This is a genomic window from Paraburkholderia sp. BL9I2N2, assembly GCF_004339745.1.
In the GTDB taxonomy this organism is placed as follows: Bacteria; Pseudomonadota; Gammaproteobacteria; order Burkholderiales; family Burkholderiaceae; genus Paraburkholderia.
Genome location: NZ_SMGP01000001.1, coordinates 2,289,349 through 2,312,216 on the forward strand (window position 1 = coordinate 2,289,349; position 22,868 = coordinate 2,312,216).

Below are 22,868 nucleotides of genomic sequence, written 5' to 3' on the forward strand. Positions count from 1 at the left end.
CATCAGATCCGTTCGAAGATCGCCGCGATGCCTTGCCCACCGCCGATACACATCGTGACCAACGCATAACGCCCGCCGATCCGTTGCAGTTCGTACAGCGCCTTGACGGTGATGAGCGCGCCGGTCGCGCCGATCGGATGGCCGAGCGAAATGCCCGAGCCGTTCGGATTGACCCTGGCCGGATCGAAGCCCAGTTCCTTGCTGACCGCGCAGGCCTGCGCGGCGAACGCTTCGTTGGCCTCGATCACGTCGAGGTCGGCAACGGTCAGCCCGGCGCGTTCGAGCGCCTTGCGCGTGGCCGGGACCGGGCCGATGCCCATGTATGCCGGATCGACGCCGGCATGCGCGTACGACACCAGCCGTGCCAGCGGCTTGATACCGCGCTGTTCTGCAAGACTGCGCTCCATCAGCACGACGGCCGCGGCCGCGTCGTTGATGCCCGACGCGTTGCCGGCCGTCACCGTGCCGTTTTCTTTCGCGAACACCGGCTTGAGCTTCGAGAAGTCTTCCGCCGATGCGTTCATGCGCGCGTGCTCGTCCGTGTCGAATACGACGTCGCCTTTCTTCGACGGGATCGTGATCGGCAGGATCTGTTGCTTGAAGTAGCCGCTCGTGATCGCGTTGGCCGCGCGGCGATGCGATTCGAGCGCGAGCGCGTCCTGCGCTTCGCGCGAGATGTCGTATTTGCGCGCGACGTTCTCGGCGGTCACGCCCATATGGATCGACTGGAACGGGTCGTTCAGCGCGCCGACCATCATGTCGACGAGACGCGCATCGCCCATGCGCTGACCGAAGCGCGCGGCCGGCATGGAGTAAGGCGCGCGGCTCATGTTTTCCGCGCCGCCGCCGATCGCGATATCGGCGTCGCCGAGCAGCACGCTTTGCGCGGCCGAGACGATGGCCTGCAGGCCGGAGCCGCACAAACGGTTCACGGTCAACGCCGGCGCATGTTGTGCGACGCCGCCGTTGATCGCGGCCACACGCGCCAGATACATGTCTTTCGGTTCCGTATGCACGACGTTGCCGAACACCACGTGGCCGACTTCGTCGCCCGATACGTTGGCGCGCGCCAGCACTTCACGCACGACGCGTGCGCCGAGATCGGTCGGCGAAAAATCCTTCAGACTGCCGCCGAAACCGCCGATTGCCGTACGCACACCGCTTACCACCACTACGTCCCGTTGCATCGCTCGCTCCTCTTCCAGTCTCTAAGATGATCTTGCCTCGGCGGGCCGCGCTCCATAGCGCGCGTGCTCAGCCCGCCAGAAGTTGTTCGACTGTCGCGCGCGACGGAATCGGCGCCACCGCGCCGTAACCTTGCGTGGACAGCGCCGCGGCGACGTTCGCATAACGCGCCGCTGCGAATGGATCGTCACCCGCGACGATGCGCGCGATGAACGCGCCACCGAAGCAGTCGCCCGCACCGGTTGCGTCGACGGCATTGACGACGTGGCCCGGCACGACGCGCCGCTCGTTCGGCGTCGCGATATAGGAGCCCTCTTTGCCGAGCTTCAGCGCAACGACGCTCGGACCGTGCGACAGCAGGAAATCGACAATCTCATCACGGCCGGTCAAGCCGGTGAGGTCGGTGACGTCGTCCCAGCTTGGCAGGCAGATGTCCGTCTGGCGGATGGCTTCGAGCATCACCGCGCGCGCCCGCGCGAGTGGCCACAGCTTCAGACGCAGATTGGTGTCGAAGCTCACGCGAACGCTGTTGGCGCGCGCATGCGCGATCGCTTCGAGCGCCGCGTCGCAAGCGCTCAGGCTGATCGCGAGGCTGATGCCGGACAGATGAATCACCTTGGCCGCGGCGATCGCGTCGAGCGGCAGATCGTGCGGCGCATAGCGGCTCGCGGCCGAGCCGGCGCGCAGATAATCGAACGCGTGGCCATTCGGACCGTGCGACACGAAATAGACGCCAGTGGGCGCCTGCGGATCGACGCGCACCAGCGACGTGTCCACCTGTTCACGTTCCCACAAATCGACCAGCAAACGCCCGAAGTGATCCGCGCCGACCGCGGACACGAAACCAGTCTGCGCGCCTTGACGTGCGGCCGCGATACAGAAGTTCGAGGTATCGCCGCCGAAGCCCTGCAGATAGTTCGGCTGGTCTTTCGCCGACTGGTTGAATTCGATCATCGCCTCGCCGAGCGCGAGGATCTCGGGGTGCCGGGCTTGCGGCACTGCGGCCGTGCTCACCGTCATCGATTAAACCTCGCCCCACAGGTCGTGACCGTCGGCGCCGGTGATCTCCACCGACACGAAATCGCCGACCTTGTAGCGTTTGGACGCCTTGACGGCCGGCGCGATATACACGACGCCGTCGATCTCCGGCGCGTCAGCCGCGGTGCGGCCGATGCCGCCGTCCGCGTTGATCTCATCGACCAGCACCTTCAGCGTCTTGCCGACCTTTTTCGCGATACGCTTGGCCGACACTTCTTCTGCGACTTCCATGAAACGCGCGCGGCGCTCTTCGCGCACTTCGTCGGGCAATGCGCCGTCGAGTTCGTTGGCCGTCGCGCCTTCGACCGGCGAATAGGCAAAGCAGCCGACGCGATCCAGTTCCGCCTCGCGGATGAAATCGAGCAGCGTCTGGAACTGCTCTTCCGTCTCACCGGGGAAGCCGGCGATGAACGTGCTGCGAATAGTCAGATCCGGGCACATCTCGCGCCATTTCTTCACGCGCTCCATCACCTTCTCGGCGTTGGCCGGGCGCTTCATGCGCTTCAACACTTCCGGATGCGCGTGCTGGAACGGCACGTCGAGGTACGGCAGCACGTGGCCTTTGTACGGACCTTCGGCCATCATCGGAATCACTTCGTCGACGCTCGGATACGGATACACGTAGTGCAGACGCACCCACGCGCCGTATTGCGCGGCGAGTTCGCCGAGCGCGCCGACCAGATCGGTCATGCGCGTCTTGATGGGCTTGCCGTTCCAGAAACCCGTGCGGTATTTGACGTCGACGCCATAGGCGCTCGTGTCCTGCGAAATCACCAGCAGTTCCTTCACGCCCGACTTGAAGAGATTCTCCGCTTCGAGCATCACGTCGGCGACGGGACGCGACACGAGGTCGCCGCGCATGGACGGGATGATGCAGAACGTGCAGCGGTGATTGCAGCCTTCGGAAATCTTCAGGTACGCGTAATGACGCGGCGTAAGCTTCACGCCCGCAGCCGGCACCAGGTCGACGAACGGATCGTGCGGCTTCGGCAGATGGGTGTGCACATGCTGCATCACTTCGCCGAGCGCGTGCGGGCCGGTCACGGCCAGCACCTTCGGATGCACTTCTTCGATCAGCCCCGAGCCGCTCGCGCTCTTCTTGGCGCCAAGACAGCCGGTCACGATCACCTTGCCATTTTCGTTGAGCGCTTCGCCGATCGCGTCGAGACTTTCCTGCACCGCTTCGTCGATGAAGCCGCAGGTGTTGACGACCACGAGGTCCGCGCCGTCGTACGTGCCGGAAATCTCGTAACCTTCGGCGCGCAGTTGGGTGATGATCTGCTCGGAATCGACCAGGGCTTTCGGGCAGCCGAGCGACACAAAGCCGACCTTCGGCGTGGCAGTCGGGGCAATCGGGGGGGTGGCAGACATGGGGGACCGCTTGAAGACGTTAAACCCTGAATTGTAGCGGTTCGCCAAGGCTGCCGCTCGTAAGTCTTTGAATATTCGCCCTCAAACGACTGCGGCGTCCGCCAGGTCGAGTCGGCCGACGCGCGCGGATTGATGCGTCGCCATTAATTGGCCGACGCTCAAAGCGCGTTCGATCACTTGCAGGATTTCGTGCGAATCATGCACTCTGCGGATCGCCGCATGCAGCTCGGCCGCCTGCGGCCAGGTGCGCTGCAGGTAGCTGAGCCACTTTTTGACGCGTCCGTGCTCGTGCCGGGAGCCGACACGGTCCTGCAATTTCCGCAGATAACCGGCGACGTGACCAAGCACGTGCTGCCATTCCCAGGCGGATGGCGAGCGGTCCATCAGTCCGCGTATCCTCAGCGCCAGGAAAGGGTCCGATACGGCGCCGCGCCCGATCATCACGTCCGCGCAACCGCTGACCGCGCGGCAGCGCTCCCAGTCGGCCACCGTCCAGACTTCTCCATTCGCGACGACAGGCACGTCCACGGCGGCATCGATACGCGCGATCCACTCCCAATGCGCGGGCGGCCGGTAGCCGTGATCGCGCGTTCTTGCATGCACGACGAGCGAGGCCGCGCCGCCTTCCGCCAGCGCCGTGGCGCAATCGATCGCCAGCGAGGTGTCGGACACGCCGAGGCGCATTTTTGCCGTCACGGCGATGCCGGCAGGCACCGCGGCGCGAACGGCGGACACGATCCGGTTCAGTTGTTCAGGGTCGGCCAGCAGCATGGCTCCGCCGCCGTGCTGATTCACGACTTTGGCGGGACATCCGAAGTTCAGGTCGATCCCATGGGGCGACAAGGTGGCCGCGTGGGCGGCATTCAGGGCCATCCATTCGGGATCGCTGCCGAGCAGTTGGATCACCACCGGCGTGCCGCTGGGAGTGTGGGCTCCATCGAGCACTTCGGGCGCTTCCCGCTCGTAGACGCGGCTCGGAAGCAGGGAGCCCGTCACGCGGACGAACTCGGACACGCATCCGTCGAATCCGCCGATGCCGGTCAGCACGTCACGCAATACGTAGTCAGCGAGGCCTTCCATCGGCGCGAGATAGAGCCGGCTCATGCAGGAATGGGCGCCGGGAGGTGGCGCTTTCCCTGAGGATAGGTGGGACATCCATGAAACATGCGATCGGCCGTCGGAATGGGGTTGGAGTTGGCGGCCAGAGCGCCCTCTCCGAGGAAAATGCCCCACACACGCAGGTGGCGATTGTACCGCGTCGGCACCAACCGGCCGCCGCCAGGCCACCTGGCCCCATCGCAAAGGCTGAGCTGCCGACGCGACAGGGCTCCGGGGCCGTGCCCCGGCGACGGCCAACGCCGGGAAACCCCGCTCGCCCGAACGCCCTTGCCGCCCTTACTTCTTCTCCGGCTCCGGATTGACTTCCGGATTACTTTGCGGATTGGCCGGCGCATTCCCGGGATTGGCCGCGTTGACCGCACCACCCGGCGTAAACGGGAACGTGGCGAACATCGACTTCGCCTGGTTCTGCATCTGCTCCTGCATCTGCACGAACATGTTCTTCGACTGCTCGATATAGCTGGTCATCATGCCCTGCATCATCGGCGCCTGCATGTTCATGAACTGCGACCAGACCTCGGGGTTCATGGCCTTGCCTTCGTACAGATTCTTCGACTGGTCGGCGAGCTTCGCCTGAATGTCGATGAAGGCCTGGATGTTCTTTTCCAAGTACGTGCCCATCATGCCCTGCATGGCATGACCGTAGAAACGGATGATCTGCGAGAGCATCGACGACGAGAACATCGGCAAGCCGCCGCTCTCCTCCTCGAGAATGATCTGCAACAGGATGGCGCGCGTCAGATCCTCGTTGCTCTTCGCATCGATGACCTTGAAATCCTCCTGATCCAACACGAGCTGTTTGACGTCCGTCAGCGTGATGTACGTGCTTGTCTCGGTATCGTAGAGCCGACGATTCGGATATTTCTTGATCAGTCGTTCGGCTGTTTTCTTTGTAGTAGTGGTCATGTAACGCCTTTGAGCGCAAGTTGAGCGCGGAAACGGCGTCATGCGGCTGCGCAATCGGGCTATTGCGCAGTCGAGACGCCGCCGAACCATCTGAGCCGAAGCGCGCTGCCTTGTGAGCGGCGCGCCGCTGACTCAGCCCATATGCAAACCGCCGTTCAGCGAAAAATCAGCGCCCGTGGAGAAACCCGATTCATCCGATGCCAGCCATGCCACGATCGAGCCGATTTCGTCCGGCTGGCCGAGACGGCGCACCGGAATCGTCGCGACGATCTTTTCCAGCACGTCGGGGCGGATCGACTTGACCATATCGGTGCCGATGTAGCCCGGCGACACGGTGTTGACCGTCACGCCCTTGGTGGCCACTTCCTGCGCCAGCGACATCGTGAAGCCGTGAATGCCGGCCTTCGCGGTCGAATAGTTGGTCTGGCCGAACTGGCCCTTCTGGCCGTTCACCGACGAAATGTTGATGATGCGGCCAAAGCCACGCTCGACCATGCCGTCGATCACCTGCTTGGTGACGTTGAAGAGGCTGGTCAGGTTGGTGTCGATCACCGCCGTCCAGTCTTCGTGCGTCATCTTGCGGAACACGACGTCGCGCGTAATGCCGGCATTGTTCACCAGCACGTCGATCTCGCCGACTTCGGCCTTGACCTTGTCGAACGCGCTCTTGGTCGATTCCCAATCGCCGACATTACCTTCTGACGCGACGAAATCGAAGCCCAGGGCCTTCTGCTCTTCGAGCCACTTCACGCGGCGCGGCGAGTTCGGGCCGCAGCCCGCGACGACCCTGAAGCCCTCTTTGTGCAGCCGCTGGCAAATGCTCGTGCCGATGCCACCCATCCCGCCCGTTACGTACGCAATTCGCTGTGTCATAAACTACACTCCGTTATCGTTTTCGAGGCGCCGACTGGCTGCCTCTTCCCTCGCCTGTGCTTCATCTCCGCTGCCGCCGGGCGACCGGCTGACGAGGCCTCCGCTGACCGCGCGCCACAGCGCGCGACAACGTTCCGTTCGACGCGTGGCCGACGCCCGCGGCGCCCGCCACGCGCCCTTGCTCAGGCGCGCTCGAGCGCGAGCGCCACACCCATGCCACCGCCGATACACAGCGACGCCAGCCCCTTCTTCGCATCGCGCTTCTGCATTTCGTGCAGCAGCGTGACGAGAATCCGGCAGCCGGATGCGCCGATCGGGTGACCGATTGCAATCGCGCCGCCGTTCACGTTGATCTTCGACGTGTCCCAGCCCATCTGCTGATTCACGGCGCACGCCTGTGCGGCAAACGCTTCGTTGATTTCCATCAGGTCCAGATCGGCCGGCGTCCAGCCCGCGCGTTCGAGACAGCGGCGCGAGGCCGGCACCGGGCCCATGCCCATCACCTTCGGATCCAGACCCGAGGTGGCGTAAGCCTTGATGCGCGCGAGCGGCTTGAGGCCGAGCGCTTCGGCCTTCTTCGCCGACATCACCAGCACCGCCGCCGCACCGTCGTTCAGACCCGACGCATTGGCCGCCGTCACCGAGCCTTCCTTCGAGAACGCCGGCTTCAGGCCCGCCAGCGATTCGGCCGTCACGCCATGACGCACGAACTCGTCGGTGGCGAAACGCAGCGGCTCGCCCTTGCGTTGCGGAATTTCGACCGGCACGATTTCGTCGTCGAAACGGCCCGACTTTTGCGCGGCTTCCGCCTTGTTCTGCGACAACGCCGCGAACGTGTCCTGCTGCTCGCGCGTGATGCCGTATTCCTTGGCGACGTTCTCCGCCGTCACGCCCATGTGGTACTGGTTGTAGACGTCCCACAGGCCGTCGACGATCATCGAGTCGATCAGCTTTGCGTCGCCCATGCGGAACCCGTCGCGCGAGCCCGGCAGCACGTGCGGCGCCGCGCTCATGTTCTCCTGACCGCCGGCCACCACGATATCCGCGTCACCCGCGATGATGGCGTTGGCCGCGAGCATCACGGCCTTCAGACCCGAGCCGCACACCACGTTGATCGTCATGCCGGGCACAGCCGTGGGCAAGCCCGCCTTGATCAGCGACTGACGCGCCGGATTCTGGCCCGACCCTGCCGTCAGCACCTGACCCAGGATCACTTCGCTCACCTGCTCGGGCTTCAAGCCAGCCCGCTCGAGTACGGCGCGAATCACCGTGGCGCCGAGTTCGGGCGCGGCGATCTTCGCCAGCGACCCACCGAATTTGCCTACTGCCGTACGGGCGGCCGATACGATCACAACATCAGTCATTTCCATATCCTCCGGGCGGTCGGCCGCATGCGCCGCTGCCCGTCAAGTTAAAAATCTCGTTGCTCTTAATCACGCCCTAACTCAATCAGACGCTCATTCACACCGCAAACAACCGCGCCATGAAGCGCGCTCGAACCTACTCTCGTTGCCGCACATAACGCCCCGGCGCCGGTTCGATCACCGGGAAGTCAGCCGAGCCGGCCGTGGCGCGCGGCTTCACCTTCTTGCCACCGTACTGATCGAGCCAGGTGGTCCATTCGGGCCACCAGCTGCCAGGGACTTCCGTAGCCTGATCGAGCCATTCTTCCGGGTTCTCCGGCAGCGTCTTGACGTCGCCGTCCAGCATCCAGAAATTGCGCTTTTTCTTCGCGGGCGGATTGATCACACCGGCGATGTGACCCGAAGCGCCGAGCACGAACTTCAACGGCCCGTTGAGAAGCGGCACCGACGCGTACGCCGTTTGCCACGGCACGATATGGTCTTCGCGTGAACCGTAGATGAAGGTGGGCACATCGATCTTCGAGAGATCGATCGGCTCGCCGCACGTGGTCAACGCACCCGGCTCGCGCAGACGATTCTCGAGATACGTGTTGCGCAGATACCAGACGTACATCGGGCCCGGCAGGCTGGTCGAGTCGCTGTTCCAGTACAGCAGGTCGAACGGCACCGGAGTGCGCCCTTTGAGGTAATTGTCGACGACGTAGTTCCACACCAGATCGTTCGGGCGCAGGAACGAGAACGTGTTGGCGAACTCGATGCCGCGCATCAGGCCCGGCGGCGTACCGTTCTTGCCGCCGATGGTCTGCTCGCGCATCTGCACGTGCGCCTCGTCGACGAACACGTCGAGCACGCCCGTGTCCGAAAAATCGAGCATGGCGGTGAGCAGCGTCATGGAGGCGGCCGGATGTTCGCCGCGCGCGGCGGCCACCGCCAGCGCCGCGGCGAGCATCGTGCCGCCGACGCAGAAACCGAGCGTATTGATCTGCTCGCGCCCACTGATCTTGCTCACCGTATCGATGGCGGTGAGCACGCCCTCGCCGATGTAGTCGTCCCACGTTTTATGCGCGATCGATTGATCGGCATTGCGCCACGAAATCAGGAACACCTGGTGCCCCGAATCGAGCCCGTGAGCGACCAGCGAATTCTCCGGCTGCAGATCGAGAATGTAGAACTTGTTGATGCAAGGCGGCACGATGAGAAGCGGCCGCTCACGCACGGTCGCCGTGCGCGGCTTGTACTGGATCACCTGCATCAGGTCGTTTTCGAACACGACCGAGCCTTCGGTGTTCGCGAGATTTTCACCGACCACGAAACCCGATTCGTCGGTCTGCGAGATCTTGCCGCGCTGCAAGTCGCCGAGGAGGTTCATCACGCCCTGGCGCAGGCTCTCGCCCTTGCTGTCCAGCAAGGTCTTTTGGGCTTCCGGATTCAACGCGAAGAAGTTGCTCGGCGAGGCCGCCGCGGTCCACTGCTGGACAGCGAAACGGATGCGCTCGCGCACCTTGGGTTCCGTGTCGAGCGCGTCGACCATTTCCTGCAGATAGCGCGCGTTCAACAGATACCACGCGGCGGTGAATGCATAGGCCGGCGCCGAACTCCATGCGTCGGAGCTGAAGCGGCGGTCTTTGAGTTGGGGCGCCTGAGTCGCGGACGTGGTGGCTTGCTGGATCAGATCCATTGCCTCGCGCGAATAGTCAGCCTGCAGTTTCTGTAGACGCTCGGAGGGAATGGCCGCGCTCGGTATGCTCAGACCTGCGAAGGACGGCATGCCGGGCATCGATCCCGCCGCCAGTTTGCTGAAGTCCGGCATGCCGGGAAACGAAGGCATTTGAGGGAAAACCTGCGGCAGACTCATTTGAGGCATTTGCAGCGGCATCTGAGGCATCGCGAAAGGCATGCCGCTACCGCCAGGCGATGTGCCGAGCGAACGCCATGCGTTCATCCAGGCGTCGAGAAACTGCTGCATGCCTGCGGCCGGTGTTGCACCGCTCGTACCGGCCTGCTGCGTGTGCTCCGTCGAGGAGTCCGTGCTGGGGGAAGCTGAGGAATGTGAAGCTGCCATACCTGCTTTTGACCGGTAAGTCCTTGCGGACGGGTTGAGAGGCAGGTTCGTGCGCACGTGAGCAAATGCTCGCGACCTCGTCACGCCCTGTCCCTTGTACGAGGAGCCGTGAGGAACATTCTTGCTCCCCATCGCAAGGCATGTCAATGCTTGTTCCCGATTTTGCCGCAGTGCGATAGTTTTTTAATTATCGTTTTCCCTGTGTAGAAGAACGCGCTTTTGGAACCTGCGTGATTCGAGACGCACGCGAACGAAAAAAGCTCCCAAATTGCATGGGCTTATGTGCATTTATCCGTTCGCGGGCAGACAGTTTTGGCGGCAGATTTACGCCAGCGTCGGGAATTCCGGCAGCGCAGCAAAAACGCCCGTGCTTCTCCGAACAAACCCTCATACGTGTGTTCGTGGGCAAGGGGCATACGGCACATCACAATGCTCAGACAAGCATGCCCGCATGCAGGACGTTTCGCCATGTCGACGTCGTGATGCGGGCACACGTGCCTTGGATTCCGCAGAAAAATGGCCGCGCGCGATGCGCGTCGCAAGCTAGTCCGCAATCGACTGCGCCTGATCGTCCAGCCAGATCAACGCGGCCATGCGGCCGGTCTCGCGATCGCGGCGATAGGAATAGAAACGCTCACGTTGCGTGACCGTGCAGAGATCGCCACCGACAATGCGCGTCACGCCGAGCCGTTGCAGACGCAAACGCGCCAGCGCCGGAAGATCGGCGAGATATTTGCCGGGATTGCGCGGATGCTCGACGAAGGCGTTCGCAGTCGCATCGCGCTGTGCGGCGCCGACGCCGTTCATGAAGGCGTCACGCACGTCTGCACCGACTTCAAAGGCATCAGGACCGATCGACGGACCGAGATAAGCGTGCAGTGCGCCCACCTCCACGCCGGCAAGTTCGGCGACGCGCTGCGCCGTCTGTTCGACGATGCCCGCCGCCAGTCCGCGCCACCCCGCGTGCGCCGCGCCGACCGCGCGGCCGGCTTCGTCGCAGAACAGCACCGGCATGCAATCGGCCACCATCGCCACGCACACGGTGCCGGGACGATCCGTGACGCTGGCATCGGCGCGCGTCGGCGTGCCGTTCGCATGCGCCTGTGCGAGCACGTCTTCCGCTCGCACAATGACAGCGCCATGAATCTGTTCGAGCCACGCGGCCTCGCTCACGCCGGCCAGCTTCAGCAAACGCGCGCGGTTAGCCGCGACCGCGGCCAGATCGTCGCCCGATTTCATGCCCAGATTCAGGCCACCCGGCAAGTCCACGCCGTCCTGCCAGCGGCCAAACGGCGCTTCGCTCACGCCGCCGTCACGCGTGGTGACGAGCGCACGCACGCGCGGCGAGACATTCCATGCGGGCTGCACGACATCGGCAAAGCTCAGCTCGGGCACATTCATGGGTGATCGTCCTCGTCGTGTTCATCGGCTTCGTCGTCGGCTTCGTCGTGTTCGAGTGCGACGTCTTCATCGGCGTCCTCGTCGAGCGACGCATCGTAGTCGTCTTCCTCGTAGTACGTCTCGTCGAATTCGCCCGCGTCGTCGCGGCCGAGGCCGAGCGCCGCCGACAGCGCTTCCATGTCGGCCGGCACATCGGCGCGCCATTGCATCGTGCGGCCGGTCTGCGGATGGATCAGGCCGAGGCGCCATGCATGCAGCGCCTGGCGCGCGAACCCGTCAGGCAGCGGCGTGACGGAACGCTTGCCGCGGGCGCGCCCGTACACCGGGTCGCCGAGCAGCGGATGACCGATGTGCGCGCAATGGACGCGAATCTGATGGGTGCGCCCGGTTTCCAGATCGCAATGAATCGCGGTGACCGGCTGACGCTGCCAGATCGCCGAATCGACACGCCGGAAATGCGTGCGCGCCGGCTTGCCCGAAGCGCTCGTCACCACCGCCATGCGCGTGCGTTCGCGCGGATCGCGGCCGATCGGGGCGTCGATCGTGCCTTCTTCGGGCATGTTGCCCCACACCAGCGCGAGATAGCGGCGCTTCACCGTGCGCGCCTGCAACTGCCGCACGAGGTCGGTCTGCGCCTCGAGCGTGCGCGCCACCACCATCAGGCCGGAGGTTTCCTTGTCGAGCCGGTGCACGATGCCCGCGCGCGGCAGGCCCGCCGCCGCGTCGCCATAGCGATACAGCAGACCGTTGAGCACGGTGCCGCTCCAGTTGCCGGCCGCCGGATGCACCACCATGCCGGCCGGCTTGTTGATGACCACCAGGGTGTCGTCTTCATAGACGATTTCGAGCGGCACCGGCTCCGGCGTGAACGCGAGCTGCTCCGGCAGCAGATCGGGCACGAGCTCGATGGTCGCGCCGAGCGGCACGGGCTGGCGGATTTTCGCAGGCTTGCCGTCGATCCGCACGCGCTCAGCCTCGATCCAGCTCTGCAGACGGTTGCGCGAGAACTCGGGAAAAACCCGCGCGAGCACCTTGTCGAGACGTTCGCCGGCCATCTCGTCGGGCACCACGACGCTGCGCGGCGTCTCGTCCGCCACGCGGCTCGCCACGGTCGGCACGTGGCTGGGCAGAACGGCGGCGCCGAGCGCGTCGCTGCCGAGATCGTCGTCGAGGGAATCGACGCCCAACGCGTCGGAGGGGTCAGCGCTTACGCTATAATCTTTGTTGCTATTCCCGGCGCCGGTTGCGGCGCCTGGAGTATTTGAGCGGGTCATTGAGTCTGGGTCACCTGGACGTAAAGCTAGACTGGAAAATGCGAGCCTTGAACACCATCACTAAAGCGGCGATCAATTTGGCGGCCATCAAGAAGGCGGCCCGGAAAGTGGCCGGATACATTGCGTGCGCCGCAGCCGTCGCGGTTGTCGCGGCTTGCCACGGCCTGCCGGAAAAGACCGACGAGACGGCAACGTGGAACAACAACAAATTATATACGGAGGCGAACGACGCCCTGAGCGGTGGTGACTTCGGCAAGTGCGCCAAGTACTTCGAAATGCTCGAAGGTCGCGATCCGTTCGGCCACTTCGCCCAGCAGGCGCAGATCAACGTTGCGTACTGCAACTGGAAAGACAACGAAAACGCCGCCGCCGACCAGGCTATCGACCGCTTCATCCAGCTGCACCCGGATCATCCGGACATCGCTTATGCGTACTACCTGAAGGGCATGATCCACTTCAACGACGACCTCGGTCTGTTCGGCCGCTTCTCCGGCCAGGACATGAGCGAGCGCGATCCGAAGTCGCTGCGCGAGTCGTACGACGCCTTCAAGGTCGTGGTGGACAAGTATCCGAACAGCAAGTATGCGCCGGACGCCGCGCAGCGCATGCGCTATATCGTCAACGCGCTGGCGTCGCACGAAGTCCACGCGGCGGATTACTACTACCGCCGTGGCGCCTATGTCGCGGCGATCAACCGCGCGCAACTGGCGCTCACGCAATACAAGAACGCACCGGCTATCGAAGACGCACTGCACATCATGATGCTGTCGTATGAGAAGCTGAACCAGCCGCAACTGGCCGACGACACGAAGCGCGTGCTGGCCGGCACCTTCCCCGACAGCCCGTACATCACGGGGCATGCAAGGCCGGGTAAGGAAAAGTCGTGGTGGCAGTTCTAAGCCACGCGACTCGCTGAAAATCAGCCGGCAATAGAAAACGCCACGACTTCCGTCGTGGCGTTTTTGTTTGCGCCTTACTTTGCCGCGGCGCGACTCAATCCCGCTCGAACAACGCAATCGACTCCACATGCGACGTGTGCGGGAACATGTTGACCACGCCCGCACCCACCAGCCGGTAGCCCGCCTCGTGCACGAGCAGGCCGGCATCGCGGGCGAGCGTCGCCGGCGCGCACGACACGTAGACGATGCGCTTCGGCAGCGGCCCATTGCCGCTCTGCGCAATCTCCACCAGCGCCTTGGCGACGGCTAGCGCGCCTTCGCGCGGCGGATCGATGAGGAACTTGTCGAAGTGGCCGAGCGCGCGCAGGTCGTCGGCGGTGATGTCGAACAGGTTGCGGCACGCAAACGACGTATGCCCCGCCACGCCGTTCAGCTCGGCATTGTCCAGCGCGCGCGAGGTCAGCACCTCGCTGCCTTCGATGCCCACGACTTCCTTCGAGATCCGCGCGAGCGGCAGCGTGAAGTTACCGATCCCGCAGAACAGATCGAGCACGCGATCCGTGCGAGCCGGCGCCAGCAACCGCAACGCGCGGCTCACGAGCACGCGGTTGATGGCGTGATTCACCTGGGTGAAGTCGGTCGGCTTGAAGGGCATGCGGATGCCGTATTCCGGCAGCGTGTAGTCGAGTTCCACGTCGAGCGGATAGAACGGCATGACCGTGTCCGGGCCGCCCGGCTGCAGCCAGAACTGCACCTTGTGCTCGTCGGCGAAATCGCGCAGCACCTGCTCGTCCGCGGCCGTGATGGGCTCGAGATTGCGCACCACCAGCGCCGTGACCGACGAGCCCACCGCCAGTTCGAGCTGCGGCATGCGATCGTAGATCGACAGCTTGCGAACCATGAAACGCAGCGGCATCAGCATGGCCGACACATGCGGCGGCAGCACTTCGCAGGTCTTCATGTCGGCGATGTAGCTGCTCTTCTTCTCGTGGAAGCCGATCCGCATGCCGCCCTTTTCCGGCAGAAAACGCACTGCCAGACGCGCACGGTAGCGATAACCCCAGGACGGCCCGTGAATCGGCCGGAACACCGTTTCCGGGCGCAGCTTCGCCAGATGCTGCAGGTTGTCTTCGAGCACGCGCTGCTTGACCGCCACCTGAGCGCGGATGTCGAGATGCTGCATCGAACAGCCGCCGCAGATATCGAAGTAAGTGCATTTCGGCTTGGTGCGCATCACGCTTTCGCGGAACACCTGAACCACTTCGGCCTGCTCGAATTTGGGCTTGCTGCGATGCGTCGAATAGCTGACGCGCTCGCCGGGCAACGCGCCTTCGACAAAGATCACCTTGCCGGGCGTACCGTCGTCGGTCTCGGTGCGGCCAACGCCGCGCGCTTCCATATCGAGCGAAACGATTTCGATGACCGGCTCGTTGCCGGTGACGACGTGTGCCGGCGCGGGCGGGGGCGTCTTGTAGCGCTTCGGTGCGCGGCGATGGGGGGCAGTTCGGGACACCTGCGACTTCCTGACAAACTTGGGGAAAGGCGAGATTGTAGACGAAGCGCCGCGCCTCGCCATCATTCGGCACGGCGGCAACGGCCGCTGCACGCGCTGGCCAGTCAGACGGCGTCGCCCCCTCCCCGTACAACCTTACTGATCGAATGCCGCCAGATACTCGGCCCATTGCGGCGCCGTTTCCAGCGCCAGTGCGTTCTTGACCAGGTTGATCTCATCAGCATACTCCGCGGGCGAAAACGCGCCGCGGATCAGTTGGAAGCGGCAATAGAGCAAGTACGTGTTGACGACGTCGGTCTCGCAGTAATTGCGGATTTCCTCGATGCGCCCTTGCTGGTACGCGTGCCACACCTGGCTGCCGTCCATGCCCATTTTGCCGGGGAAGCCGCACATCTTGGCGAGCGCGTCGAGCGGCGCGTTGGCGCGCGCCTGGTACATGGCAAGCACGTCCATCAGATCCGTATGACGCGCGTGATAGCGGCTGATGTAGTTGTTCCACTTGAACTCGCGGTCGTCCTCGCCGAGATCCCAGAACTTGTAGGCGGGAATACCGTTGACGAGCGCCCGGTAGTTCAACACCGGCAGATCGAAGCCGCCGCCGTTCCACGACACGAGTTGCGGCGTGTACTTCTCGATTACGCGATAGAACGACTGCACCAGCGCCGCTTCGCCGTCTTCCAGCGTGCCGAGCGAGCGTACGCGGAAACCGTTGTTGTCGCGGAACACGCAGGAAATCGCCGCGATCCGTTGCAGATGGTGCGGCAGGAAATCGTTACCGGTTTTTTCGCGGCGCGCGGCGAACGCATGCTCGGCGACTTCGGCGTCGCTCAAGGTGGCAGGCAAATCTTCGAGGCGGCGAATGCCGGCGACATCGGGAATCGTCTCGATGTCGAATACAAGAATCGGTGTCATCAGGTTATAGAACGGCGTCCTTCCGAACACCATTGGAGGCGAAGAAGCGCTTCAACCGCACGAGCGCTTCCTGTTGGATCTGGCGCACACGCTCGCGCGTGAGGCCCATTTCGTCGGCCAGCTCTTCGAGCGTGGCGGGTTCGATGTGATTCAGGCCGAAGCGGCGCTCGATCACATGACGATGCTTGTCCGACAGGCGAGCGAGCCACGCGCGTGTAAGCGTTTCCAGTTCGCGGTGCTGCACTTCGGCATCCGGCGACTGGCTCTGGTCGTCCGACAGCAGATCGAGCAGGCTGCTCGCCGGATCGAGATCGAGCGGCGCGTCGAGCGATGCGGTGTGCTCGTTCAGCGCGAGGATGTCGGTGACCTCGTCGGTGGTCTTGCCGGTCAGATAGGCGATGTCGTCGATGCTGGCGTCGCGGCGCTCGGCGGCCTCGCCGGAATTCATCGAATTTTTTTCCAGATGGCGCTTGGCGCGCAGCACCTGGTTGAGCTCACGAATCACGTGCACCGGCAAACGGACGGTGCGCGCCTGGTTCATGATGGCGCGCTCGATACTCTGGCGGATCCACCACGTGGCGTAAGTAGAAAACCGGAAACCGCGCGTCGGATCGAATTTTTCGATGGCGTGCATCAGGCCGAGATTGCCTTCCTCGATCAGATCGAGCAGCGGCACGCCGCGATTCAGATAACCCTTGGCGATACTGACGACGAGCCGCAGATTGCGCTCGATCATGACCTGCCGCGCTTCGAACTCGCCCGCCTTGGCAAGACGCGAATATTTCTGCTCTTCCTCGACGGTCAGGAGCGGCTTGACGCTGATACGGTTCAGGTAGTGCTGAATCGTGTCGGCCGTCAGCTCGGCTTGCAGCAGCGCGCGGAAATCGTCCGCATCCGGCGCGGCTTCAGCCGCGCCTTCACGGGTCTCGCCGGCTTCATCCACGCCGCCCTGGCGTTCGTCGAGATCGCGCTCCTCGGCGATCTCTTCTTCCACTTCCGAAGCGCCGCTTTCTTCGACCGAAGCGGACATAGCGTGGCTGATCGTCTCAGACTCGGCTTGCGGTGGGCGGCGCTTCGATTTCGGCATGGTCGTATCGTATCGCTTATTGCGGCGGCAAATACTTCAGTGGGTCGACAGGTTTACCCTGCCGGCGAACTTCGAAATGCAACATCACACGGTCGGAATCGCTATTGCCCATCTCGGCGATCTTCTGCCCCTTCGTTACCGCGTCTCCCTCTTTTACCATCAAAGCGCGGTTATGTGCATACGCCGTGAGATAAGTTGCATCATGCTTGATGATAATGAGATTGCCGTAACCACGCAGCCCATTTCCTGCATAAACGACGCGACCGTCCGCCGACGCCTTCACCGGATCGCCCGCAGCGCCGCCGATATTCACGCCCTTGTTGGTCGAATCGTTGAACGTGCCGAGCAGCGGTCCGCGTACCGGCCATGCGAAGGCGACGTTGCCGGACGCGCCGGCGTTCGAGTCGCTGGCCGCACCCGGGCTGGCCGGCGGCGTCAGCGACGCGTTGTTCGTGGCGGATCCATAGAGCGGCGGTGCAGCGACGCCGGCGGCGCCAGCAGTCCCACCCGTCGCCGACGGCGGCGTGCTGCCGAGCGGTGCGCTTTGCACCGCACCACCGCTGCCGATCGGCGCAGTCGACACGCCCGGCGTCAGCGCCGCGGTGTTCGCTCCCGGCGGCACGACGCGCAGCAACTGATCGACTTCGATCTGATTCGGGTTGGTCAGATTGTTCCACGCCGAAATGTCGCGGTAGTTCTGGCCGTTCTCCAACGCGATCCGGTATAGCGTGTCGCCCGGCTTCACGCGATAGTAGCCCGGCGGCGGCGGTCCAAGCGGCACGGCTGGCTGCGCGCCTTGCGTGGTGAGCACGCCGCCGCCGGAGCGGTCGACGACCGGCGCCTGATCGAGCCGGGATGCACAGGCCGTCATCAACAGGGACAAGGCGAGCACGCACACGCTACGCTGGGTTACGGTCATGGGGACATTCAGTCTGGTTCTTTGCATCGCGCGCAACATACTCATCGGTGTCAAATCACTCCGGATTTTAAGGGTACAAAGAAAACGCGATCAAGCCGCGACTCGCGCCACTGCGCGGGTCCGAGGCGCTCGACCAGAGTCAGCACCTGGTTCTGGCCGTCCTGCGAGCCGACCGGCGCGACCAGACGGCCGCCGATCGCGAGTTGTTCAAGTAATGCTTGCGGTACGTCGAGCCCCGCCGCGGCGATCACGATCGCGTCGAACGGCGCCGCCGACGGCAATCCCAACCGCCCATCGCCATAGTGCAAGCGGATGTTCGGAATGCGCAGCGGACGTAAGTTCGTCTTCGCGCGTTCGGACAACGGCTTGATGCGCTCGATCGAGTAAACCTCGCGCGCGACCTGGCTCAGCACGGCCGCCTGATAGCCGCAGCCGGTGCCGATTTCGAGCACGTTGTTCAGCGCGCGGCCGGCGGCGGCCAGTTCGATCATCCGCGCGACTACCGACGGCTTGGAGATCGTCTGGTGATGGCCGATCGGCAAGGCCGCATCTTCGTAGGCCTGAACCGCGAGACCCGGGTCGACGAACATGTGGCGCGGCACCACCGACATCGCGTTCAACACGCGCTGATCGGTCACGCCGTTCGCACGCAGGCGTTCGACCATCCGTTCGCGAACCCGTTCCGACGTCAGTGCCATCGCGCCGTTCAAAGCGACATTCGGCGCGGCGCTGCGCTCGTTGGATCGGGCAGCGGGCCTGGCCGGCGTGGGTGCCGACGATGACACGGCACGCGCGGTCGAACTCTGCACGACAGGTTTAGGCGGCGCCTTGACCGGTGCTTTGGCGGAAGGCGCGGCCAGCGGCTTCGGCGGCGTCACCGCCGAGGGCTTGGCTTGCGGCTTTATCTGCACCGCGGTCTGCGCCCTCGCTTGCTTGGATTGGGACTTACCCGTGGAACCGAGCGGCGCGTTCTTCGCGGGTTGCTGACGCGCGTTCAGTGCCGCGCTCGCGGCCAGCGCCGCCGCGCGGATTTCGCCTGGGCGTCCTTCGGGCCTGCGTGGTTCGCGCACCAGGTCCTCGAGGCCGAGCGGAAAGCGCTTGGCGCGCTCGCTGCTCATGAAGCGCCGCTGCCTGCGCGTGCCCAGTCGCGCGCCGCGGGCAGCATTTGCGTGTGGGTCAGGTCGAGTTGCAGCGGCGTGATCGACACATGGCCGTTGGCGATGGCGTGAAAGTCGGTGCCTTCGCTCGCGTCGCGCGCGCTGCCCGCCGGGCCGATCCAGTAGATCGGTTCGCCGCGCGGGTTGGTCTGGCGGATCACCGGCTGCGACGGATGCCGCTTGCCGAGACGCGTGATCTGCCAGTCGCCGAGTTGCTCGTACGGCAGATTGGGAATGTTGACGTTCAGAAGCGGATGCCCGGGCAACGGCTGCTCGAGATAGTGCGCGACGATTTCAGCGGCGACGCGCACGGCGTCGTCGAGATGCACCCAGTCCTTGTCGACCAGCGAGAAGGCGATGGCCGGCACACCGAACATGATGCCCTCGGTGGCGGCCGCGACGGTGCCCGAATAGAGCGTGTCTTCGCCCATGTTCTGACCGTTGTTGATGCCCGAGACCACGAGGTCCGGCGTATGGTCGAGCATGCCCGTCAGCGCGATGTGCACCGAGTCGGTGGGCGTGCCGTTCACGTAATAGAAACCATTGGCCGAGCGCAGTACCGAGAGCGGCCGCGACAGCGTCAGGGAATTCGACGCGCCGCTGCAATTCTGTTCGGGTGCCATCACGGTGACGTCAGCGATCGGCTTGAGCGCTTCGTAAAGCGCGGCAAGGCCGGGCGCCAGATAACCGTCGTCGTTACTGAGTAGGATTCGCATGCGGCGATTGTAACCGAGGAAAGAAGACGCGCGAACGACACGGCAGGCCGTGCGCACGACGTATGCAACACGCACGCGTCGGGATCGTGAAAGGCTGGCGCGAGTCCGCGGCCGGACATGCATCGAGCATTTGCCGATCGCGTGCGAAGCAATAAAAACGCACGGTCGTGCTGATTGTTTTACACTCAGAATACTTGCGAACCCCTGATCGATATGGAGACACGATGCGCGCGATTCGCTGTAAACAATACGGGCCGCCGGAGAGCCTGGTCGTCGAAAACCTGCCGGACCTCGAGCCGCCGCCAGGCCAAGTCGTGATCGACGTCAAAGCCGCGGCCGTCAACTTTCCCGACGTGCTGATCATCGAGAACAAATACCAGTTCAAACCGCCTCTGCCCTTTACGCCCGGCTCGGAAGTCGCGGGCGTGGTGCGCGCGGTTGGCGCCGGCGTCACGCAATTCAAGCCCGGCTCGCGCGTGGTCGCCTTCACCGGCCACGGTGGTTTCGCGGAGCAGGCGCTCGCGCCTGCCGCGGCCTGCGTACCGTTGGCGGACGATGTCGACTTCGAGCTGGCGGCAGCGTTCACGCTGGCGTACGGCACGTCGCATCACGCCGTGGTCGATCGCGGCGCCTTGCAAGCGGGCGAGACGATGCTCGTGCTCGGTGCGGCCGGCGGCGTCGGACTAGCGGCCGTCGAAATCGGCAAAGCGCTCGGCGCGCGCGTGATCGCGGCGGCGTCGAGCGACGAGAAACTCGCGACCTGCGTCAAGCACGGCGCGGACGCCACCATCAACTACAGCACCGAAGACCTGCGCGAGCGCATCAAGGCGCTCACCGACGGCAAAGGCCCGGATGTGATCTACGATCCCGTCGGCGGCGTGTATGCGGAGCCGGCGTTTCGCAGCATCGGCTGGCGCGGGCGTTATCTGGTGGTGGGCTTCGCCAACGGCGAGATTCCGAAGCTGCCGCTCAACCTGACGCTGCTCAAAGGCGCGAGTCTGGTCGGCGTGTTTTGGGGCGACTTTGCGAAGCGCGAACCGCAGCACAATCACGCGGCGTTTCAACAGATGACGCGGTGGATCGGTGAAGGCAAGCTCAAGCCGTACGTGTCGGCGCGCTATTCGCTCGAGGACACCGGGCGCGCGTTGCGGGACATGGCCGAGCGTCGTGTGATCGGGAAGGTGGTGGTGACGCCTTAGTCCTGGCGCGATCGATTCATTCTGCTCGGCGCCAAAAGAAACGACGCGCGGTTTTCCACCGGCGCGTCGTTTTTTATTGAGCTTCGCGCTTTACAACCCCGCGCCGCGCCGACCTACAGCTTTTCCGTATCGCCCGTCTTCGGCTGCCACTTCATCAAGCGCCGCTCGCCGATGCCGACGATCGCATCCAGAATCAGCGCGAACGCGGTTAGCACCAGAATCCCCGCAAACACGGTATTGATATCGAAGGTGCCTTCGGCCTGCAAAATCAGATAGCCGACGCCACGCGCCGAGCCGAGATACTCCCCCACCACCGAGCCGACGAACGCCAGTCCCACCGACGTATGCAAGCTGGAAAACACCCAGCTCATCGCGCTCGGCAAATAGACGAAGCGCAGCAAATGCTTGCCGTTCGCGCCGAGCATGCGCGCGTTGGCGAGCACGACCGGACTGACTTCCTTCACGCCCTGATAGACGTTGAAGAACACGATAAAGAACACCAGCGTGACGCCAAGCGCCACCTTCGACCAGATGCCTAGCCCGAACCACACGCCGAAGATCGGCGCGAGAATCACGCGCGGCATCGAGTTAGCGGCTTTGATGTACGGATCGAACAGCGCGCTCGCGAGCGGCGAGAGTGCGAGCCACAAGCCGACGCCGAGCCCGAGCGCCGTGCCGAGCGTGAACGCGAGCACGGTTTCGACCAGCGTGATCCATAGGTGCAGATAGATCTCGCCGCCCGTGAACCATTCCCAGATCCGCTGCAGCACTTTCTGCGGCTCGCCGAAGAAGAACGCGGCTTTGTTGGGGTCGTCGAAATAGAACGCCGGCAGTAGCGTCGGGCTGGTCAGCACGTACCAGAGCACGAAGCACAGCACGAGCAGCAGCCATTGCCAGATCACCAGATTCGCCCGGTTCGGGCGCAACGTCTTCCACATGACTCGGTTTGCCTTGGACGATTGAGTGGCCAATACGTGACGCAAAAACGTGACGCGTTTAAACGGCAGTGAGTTGCTGCTGATAACCCTTGAGCACTTCGTCGCGCAACACGCTCCAGATCTGCGCATGCAACTCGACGAAACGCGGATGCGAACGGATTTCAGCAACGTCGCGCGGACGCGGCAAATCGATCGTGAACTCGCCGATCGGATGCGTGCCCGGCCCGGCCGAGAGCACCACCACGCGGTCCGACATGGCGATCGCTTCGTCGAGATCGTGCGTGATGAACAACACCGCTTTGCGTTTGGCGGCCCACAAGTCGAGCAACTCGTTTTCCATCAACTGACGCGTCTGGATATCGAGCGCCGAAAACGGCTCGTCCATCAGAATGATGTCCGGATCGAGAATCAGCGTCTGCGCCATCGCGACGCGCTTGCGCATGCCGCCCGACAGTTGATGCGGATAGCGATCGCCAAAGCCGCCGAGCCCGACGCGCTTTAACCACTCGTCGGCTTTGACGCGGGCTTCGACGGGCGGCACGCCGTGGAACGCGAGACCAGCCATGACGTTGTCGATGGCCGAGCGCCACGGCATCAACGCGTCGGCCTGGAACATATAGCCGGCGCGCCGGTTGATGCCCTTGAGCGGCTCGCCGAACACGCTGACCGTGCCCGACGACGGCCCCAGCAGACCCGCGCCGACATTGAGCAGCGTGGACTTACCGCAGCCGGTCGGGCCGACCACTGAGACGAACTCGCCCGGTGCGATGCGCAAGGTAGTGTCCTTCACCGCTGTGTAGCGCTGTGCGCGGTTGTCGCGCGCAGCGAACGTGCAGGTGATGTTGTCGAGCGCCAGTGCGGCAACGGTCATCGTTCAGCTCGCTTCGAAAGATCGGATTGGGTTGGTGATCGCGTCATGGCATGCGGGGCCGCGG

20 protein-coding genes are annotated in these 22,868 nt (G+C 63.9%); 2 read left to right on the forward strand and 18 right to left on the reverse strand.

What is annotated here, in order from left to right:
- Positions 1 to 2 precede the first annotated feature (2 nt).
- The 10 genes from bktB to B0G74_RS10655 all read right to left on the reverse strand — a co-directional run bounded on the left by bktB (position 3) and on the right by B0G74_RS10655 (position 12,593).
- A complete protein-coding gene (gene bktB, locus B0G74_RS10610; RefSeq protein ID WP_132374754.1) occupies positions 3 to 1,187 on the reverse strand; it encodes a beta-ketothiolase BktB in 1,185 nt (394 codons plus the stop codon).
- A gap of 67 nt (positions 1,188 to 1,254) precedes the next feature.
- Positions 1,255 to 2,205 (reverse strand): sugar kinase, encoded by a 951-nt coding sequence (locus tag B0G74_RS10615; RefSeq protein ID WP_132374755.1) that lies wholly within the window; start codon positions 2,203 to 2,205, stop codon positions 1,255 to 1,257.
- Between the two features lie 3 nt (positions 2,206 to 2,208).
- On the reverse strand, positions 2,209 to 3,594 hold the full coding sequence (gene rimO / locus B0G74_RS10620; RefSeq protein ID WP_132374756.1) for a 30S ribosomal protein S12 methylthiotransferase RimO: 1,386 nt from the start codon (positions 3,592 to 3,594) through the stop codon (positions 2,209 to 2,211).
- Positions 3,595 to 3,675: 81 nt separating this feature from the next.
- Positions 3,676 to 4,698 (reverse strand): tRNA-dihydrouridine synthase, encoded by a 1,023-nt coding sequence (locus B0G74_RS10625; protein ID WP_132374757.1) that lies wholly within the window; start codon positions 4,696 to 4,698, stop codon positions 3,676 to 3,678.
- Positions 4,699 to 4,989: 291 nt separating this feature from the next.
- A complete protein-coding gene (gene phaR, locus B0G74_RS10630; RefSeq protein WP_132374758.1) occupies positions 4,990 to 5,619 on the reverse strand; it encodes a polyhydroxyalkanoate synthesis repressor PhaR in 630 nt (209 codons plus the stop codon).
- Between the two features lie 132 nt (positions 5,620 to 5,751).
- Positions 5,752 to 6,492, reverse strand: coding sequence for a 3-ketoacyl-ACP reductase (locus tag B0G74_RS10635; protein ID WP_132374759.1), 741 nt, complete (start codon positions 6,490 to 6,492; stop codon positions 5,752 to 5,754).
- A gap of 182 nt (positions 6,493 to 6,674) precedes the next feature.
- Complete coding sequence (locus B0G74_RS10640; RefSeq protein WP_132374760.1) at positions 6,675 to 7,856, reverse strand: acetyl-CoA C-acetyltransferase; 1,182 nt, start codon at positions 7,854 to 7,856, stop codon at positions 6,675 to 6,677.
- Between the two features lie 136 nt (positions 7,857 to 7,992).
- Positions 7,993 to 9,822 carry a class I poly(R)-hydroxyalkanoic acid synthase gene (gene phaC / locus B0G74_RS10645; protein WP_132376911.1) on the reverse strand — a complete coding sequence of 610 codons (1,830 nt, stop codon included), beginning with the start codon at positions 9,820 to 9,822 and terminating at the stop codon, positions 7,993 to 7,995.
- A gap of 639 nt (positions 9,823 to 10,461) precedes the next feature.
- Positions 10,462 to 11,319: a peptidoglycan editing factor PgeF gene (gene pgeF / locus B0G74_RS10650; protein WP_132374761.1), complete on the reverse strand. Its 858-nt coding sequence runs from the start codon at positions 11,317 to 11,319 to the stop codon at positions 10,462 to 10,464.
- Positions 11,316 to 12,593 carry an RluA family pseudouridine synthase gene (locus B0G74_RS10655; RefSeq protein ID WP_132374762.1) on the reverse strand — a complete coding sequence of 426 codons (1,278 nt, stop codon included), beginning with the start codon at positions 12,591 to 12,593 and terminating at the stop codon, positions 11,316 to 11,318. Before B0G74_RS10655 ends, pgeF begins: the two co-directional genes overlap by 4 nt.
- A 38-nt stretch (positions 12,594 to 12,631) precedes the next feature.
- Here B0G74_RS10655 and B0G74_RS10660 point away from each other — a divergent pair, with 38 nt between their 5' ends.
- Positions 12,632 to 13,492, forward strand: coding sequence for an outer membrane protein assembly factor BamD (locus B0G74_RS10660; protein ID WP_132374763.1), 861 nt, complete (start codon positions 12,632 to 12,634; stop codon positions 13,490 to 13,492).
- A gap of 94 nt (positions 13,493 to 13,586) precedes the next feature.
- On the opposite strand, the gene rlmD is transcribed toward B0G74_RS10660, so the two are convergent.
- The 6 genes from rlmD to surE all read right to left on the reverse strand — a co-directional run bounded on the left by rlmD (position 13,587) and on the right by surE (position 19,796).
- The gene (rlmD, locus tag B0G74_RS10665) at positions 13,587 to 15,005 is read right to left on the reverse strand and encodes a 23S rRNA (uracil(1939)-C(5))-methyltransferase RlmD (RefSeq protein ID WP_132374764.1); all 1,419 of its coding nucleotides are present in this window, start codon (positions 15,003 to 15,005) and stop codon (positions 13,587 to 13,589) included.
- A 135-nt stretch (positions 15,006 to 15,140) separates the two neighbouring features.
- Positions 15,141 to 15,917 carry a 3'-5' exonuclease gene (locus tag B0G74_RS10670; RefSeq protein ID WP_132374765.1) on the reverse strand — a complete coding sequence of 259 codons (777 nt, stop codon included), beginning with the start codon at positions 15,915 to 15,917 and terminating at the stop codon, positions 15,141 to 15,143.
- Between the two features lie 4 nt (positions 15,918 to 15,921).
- The gene (gene rpoS / locus B0G74_RS10675; RefSeq protein ID WP_132374766.1) at positions 15,922 to 17,004 is read right to left on the reverse strand and encodes an RNA polymerase sigma factor RpoS; all 1,083 of its coding nucleotides are present in this window, start codon (positions 17,002 to 17,004) and stop codon (positions 15,922 to 15,924) included.
- 16 nt (positions 17,005 to 17,020) lie between these two features.
- On the reverse strand, positions 17,021 to 17,968 hold the full coding sequence (locus B0G74_RS10680; protein ID WP_132374767.1) for a peptidoglycan DD-metalloendopeptidase family protein: 948 nt from the start codon (positions 17,966 to 17,968) through the stop codon (positions 17,021 to 17,023).
- A 5-nt stretch (positions 17,969 to 17,973) separates the two neighbouring features.
- Positions 17,974 to 19,041 carry a protein-L-isoaspartate(D-aspartate) O-methyltransferase gene (locus B0G74_RS10685; protein WP_132374768.1) on the reverse strand — a complete coding sequence of 356 codons (1,068 nt, stop codon included), beginning with the start codon at positions 19,039 to 19,041 and terminating at the stop codon, positions 17,974 to 17,976.
- Positions 19,038 to 19,796 (reverse strand): 5'/3'-nucleotidase SurE, encoded by a 759-nt coding sequence (surE, locus tag B0G74_RS10690; RefSeq protein WP_132374769.1) that lies wholly within the window; start codon positions 19,794 to 19,796, stop codon positions 19,038 to 19,040. The genes B0G74_RS10685 and surE overlap by 4 nt, the downstream gene beginning before the upstream one ends.
- A 224-nt stretch (positions 19,797 to 20,020) precedes the next feature.
- Between surE and B0G74_RS10695 the strand changes: the two genes are divergently transcribed.
- Positions 20,021 to 20,995 carry an NADPH:quinone oxidoreductase family protein gene (locus B0G74_RS10695; RefSeq protein ID WP_132374770.1) on the forward strand — a complete coding sequence of 325 codons (975 nt, stop codon included), beginning with the start codon at positions 20,021 to 20,023 and terminating at the stop codon, positions 20,993 to 20,995.
- Positions 20,996 to 21,108: 113 nt separating this feature from the next.
- On the opposite strand, the gene B0G74_RS10700 is transcribed toward B0G74_RS10695, so the two are convergent.
- Both B0G74_RS10700 and B0G74_RS10705 read right to left on the reverse strand, forming a co-directional pair.
- A complete protein-coding gene (locus B0G74_RS10700) occupies positions 21,109 to 21,933 on the reverse strand; it encodes an ABC transporter permease (RefSeq protein WP_132374771.1) in 825 nt (274 codons plus the stop codon).
- A gap of 58 nt (positions 21,934 to 21,991) precedes the next feature.
- Positions 21,992 to 22,804, reverse strand: a complete 813-nt coding sequence (locus B0G74_RS10705; RefSeq protein ID WP_132374772.1) for an ABC transporter ATP-binding protein — start codon at positions 22,802 to 22,804, stop codon at positions 21,992 to 21,994.
- Positions 22,805 to 22,868 lie beyond the last annotated feature (64 nt).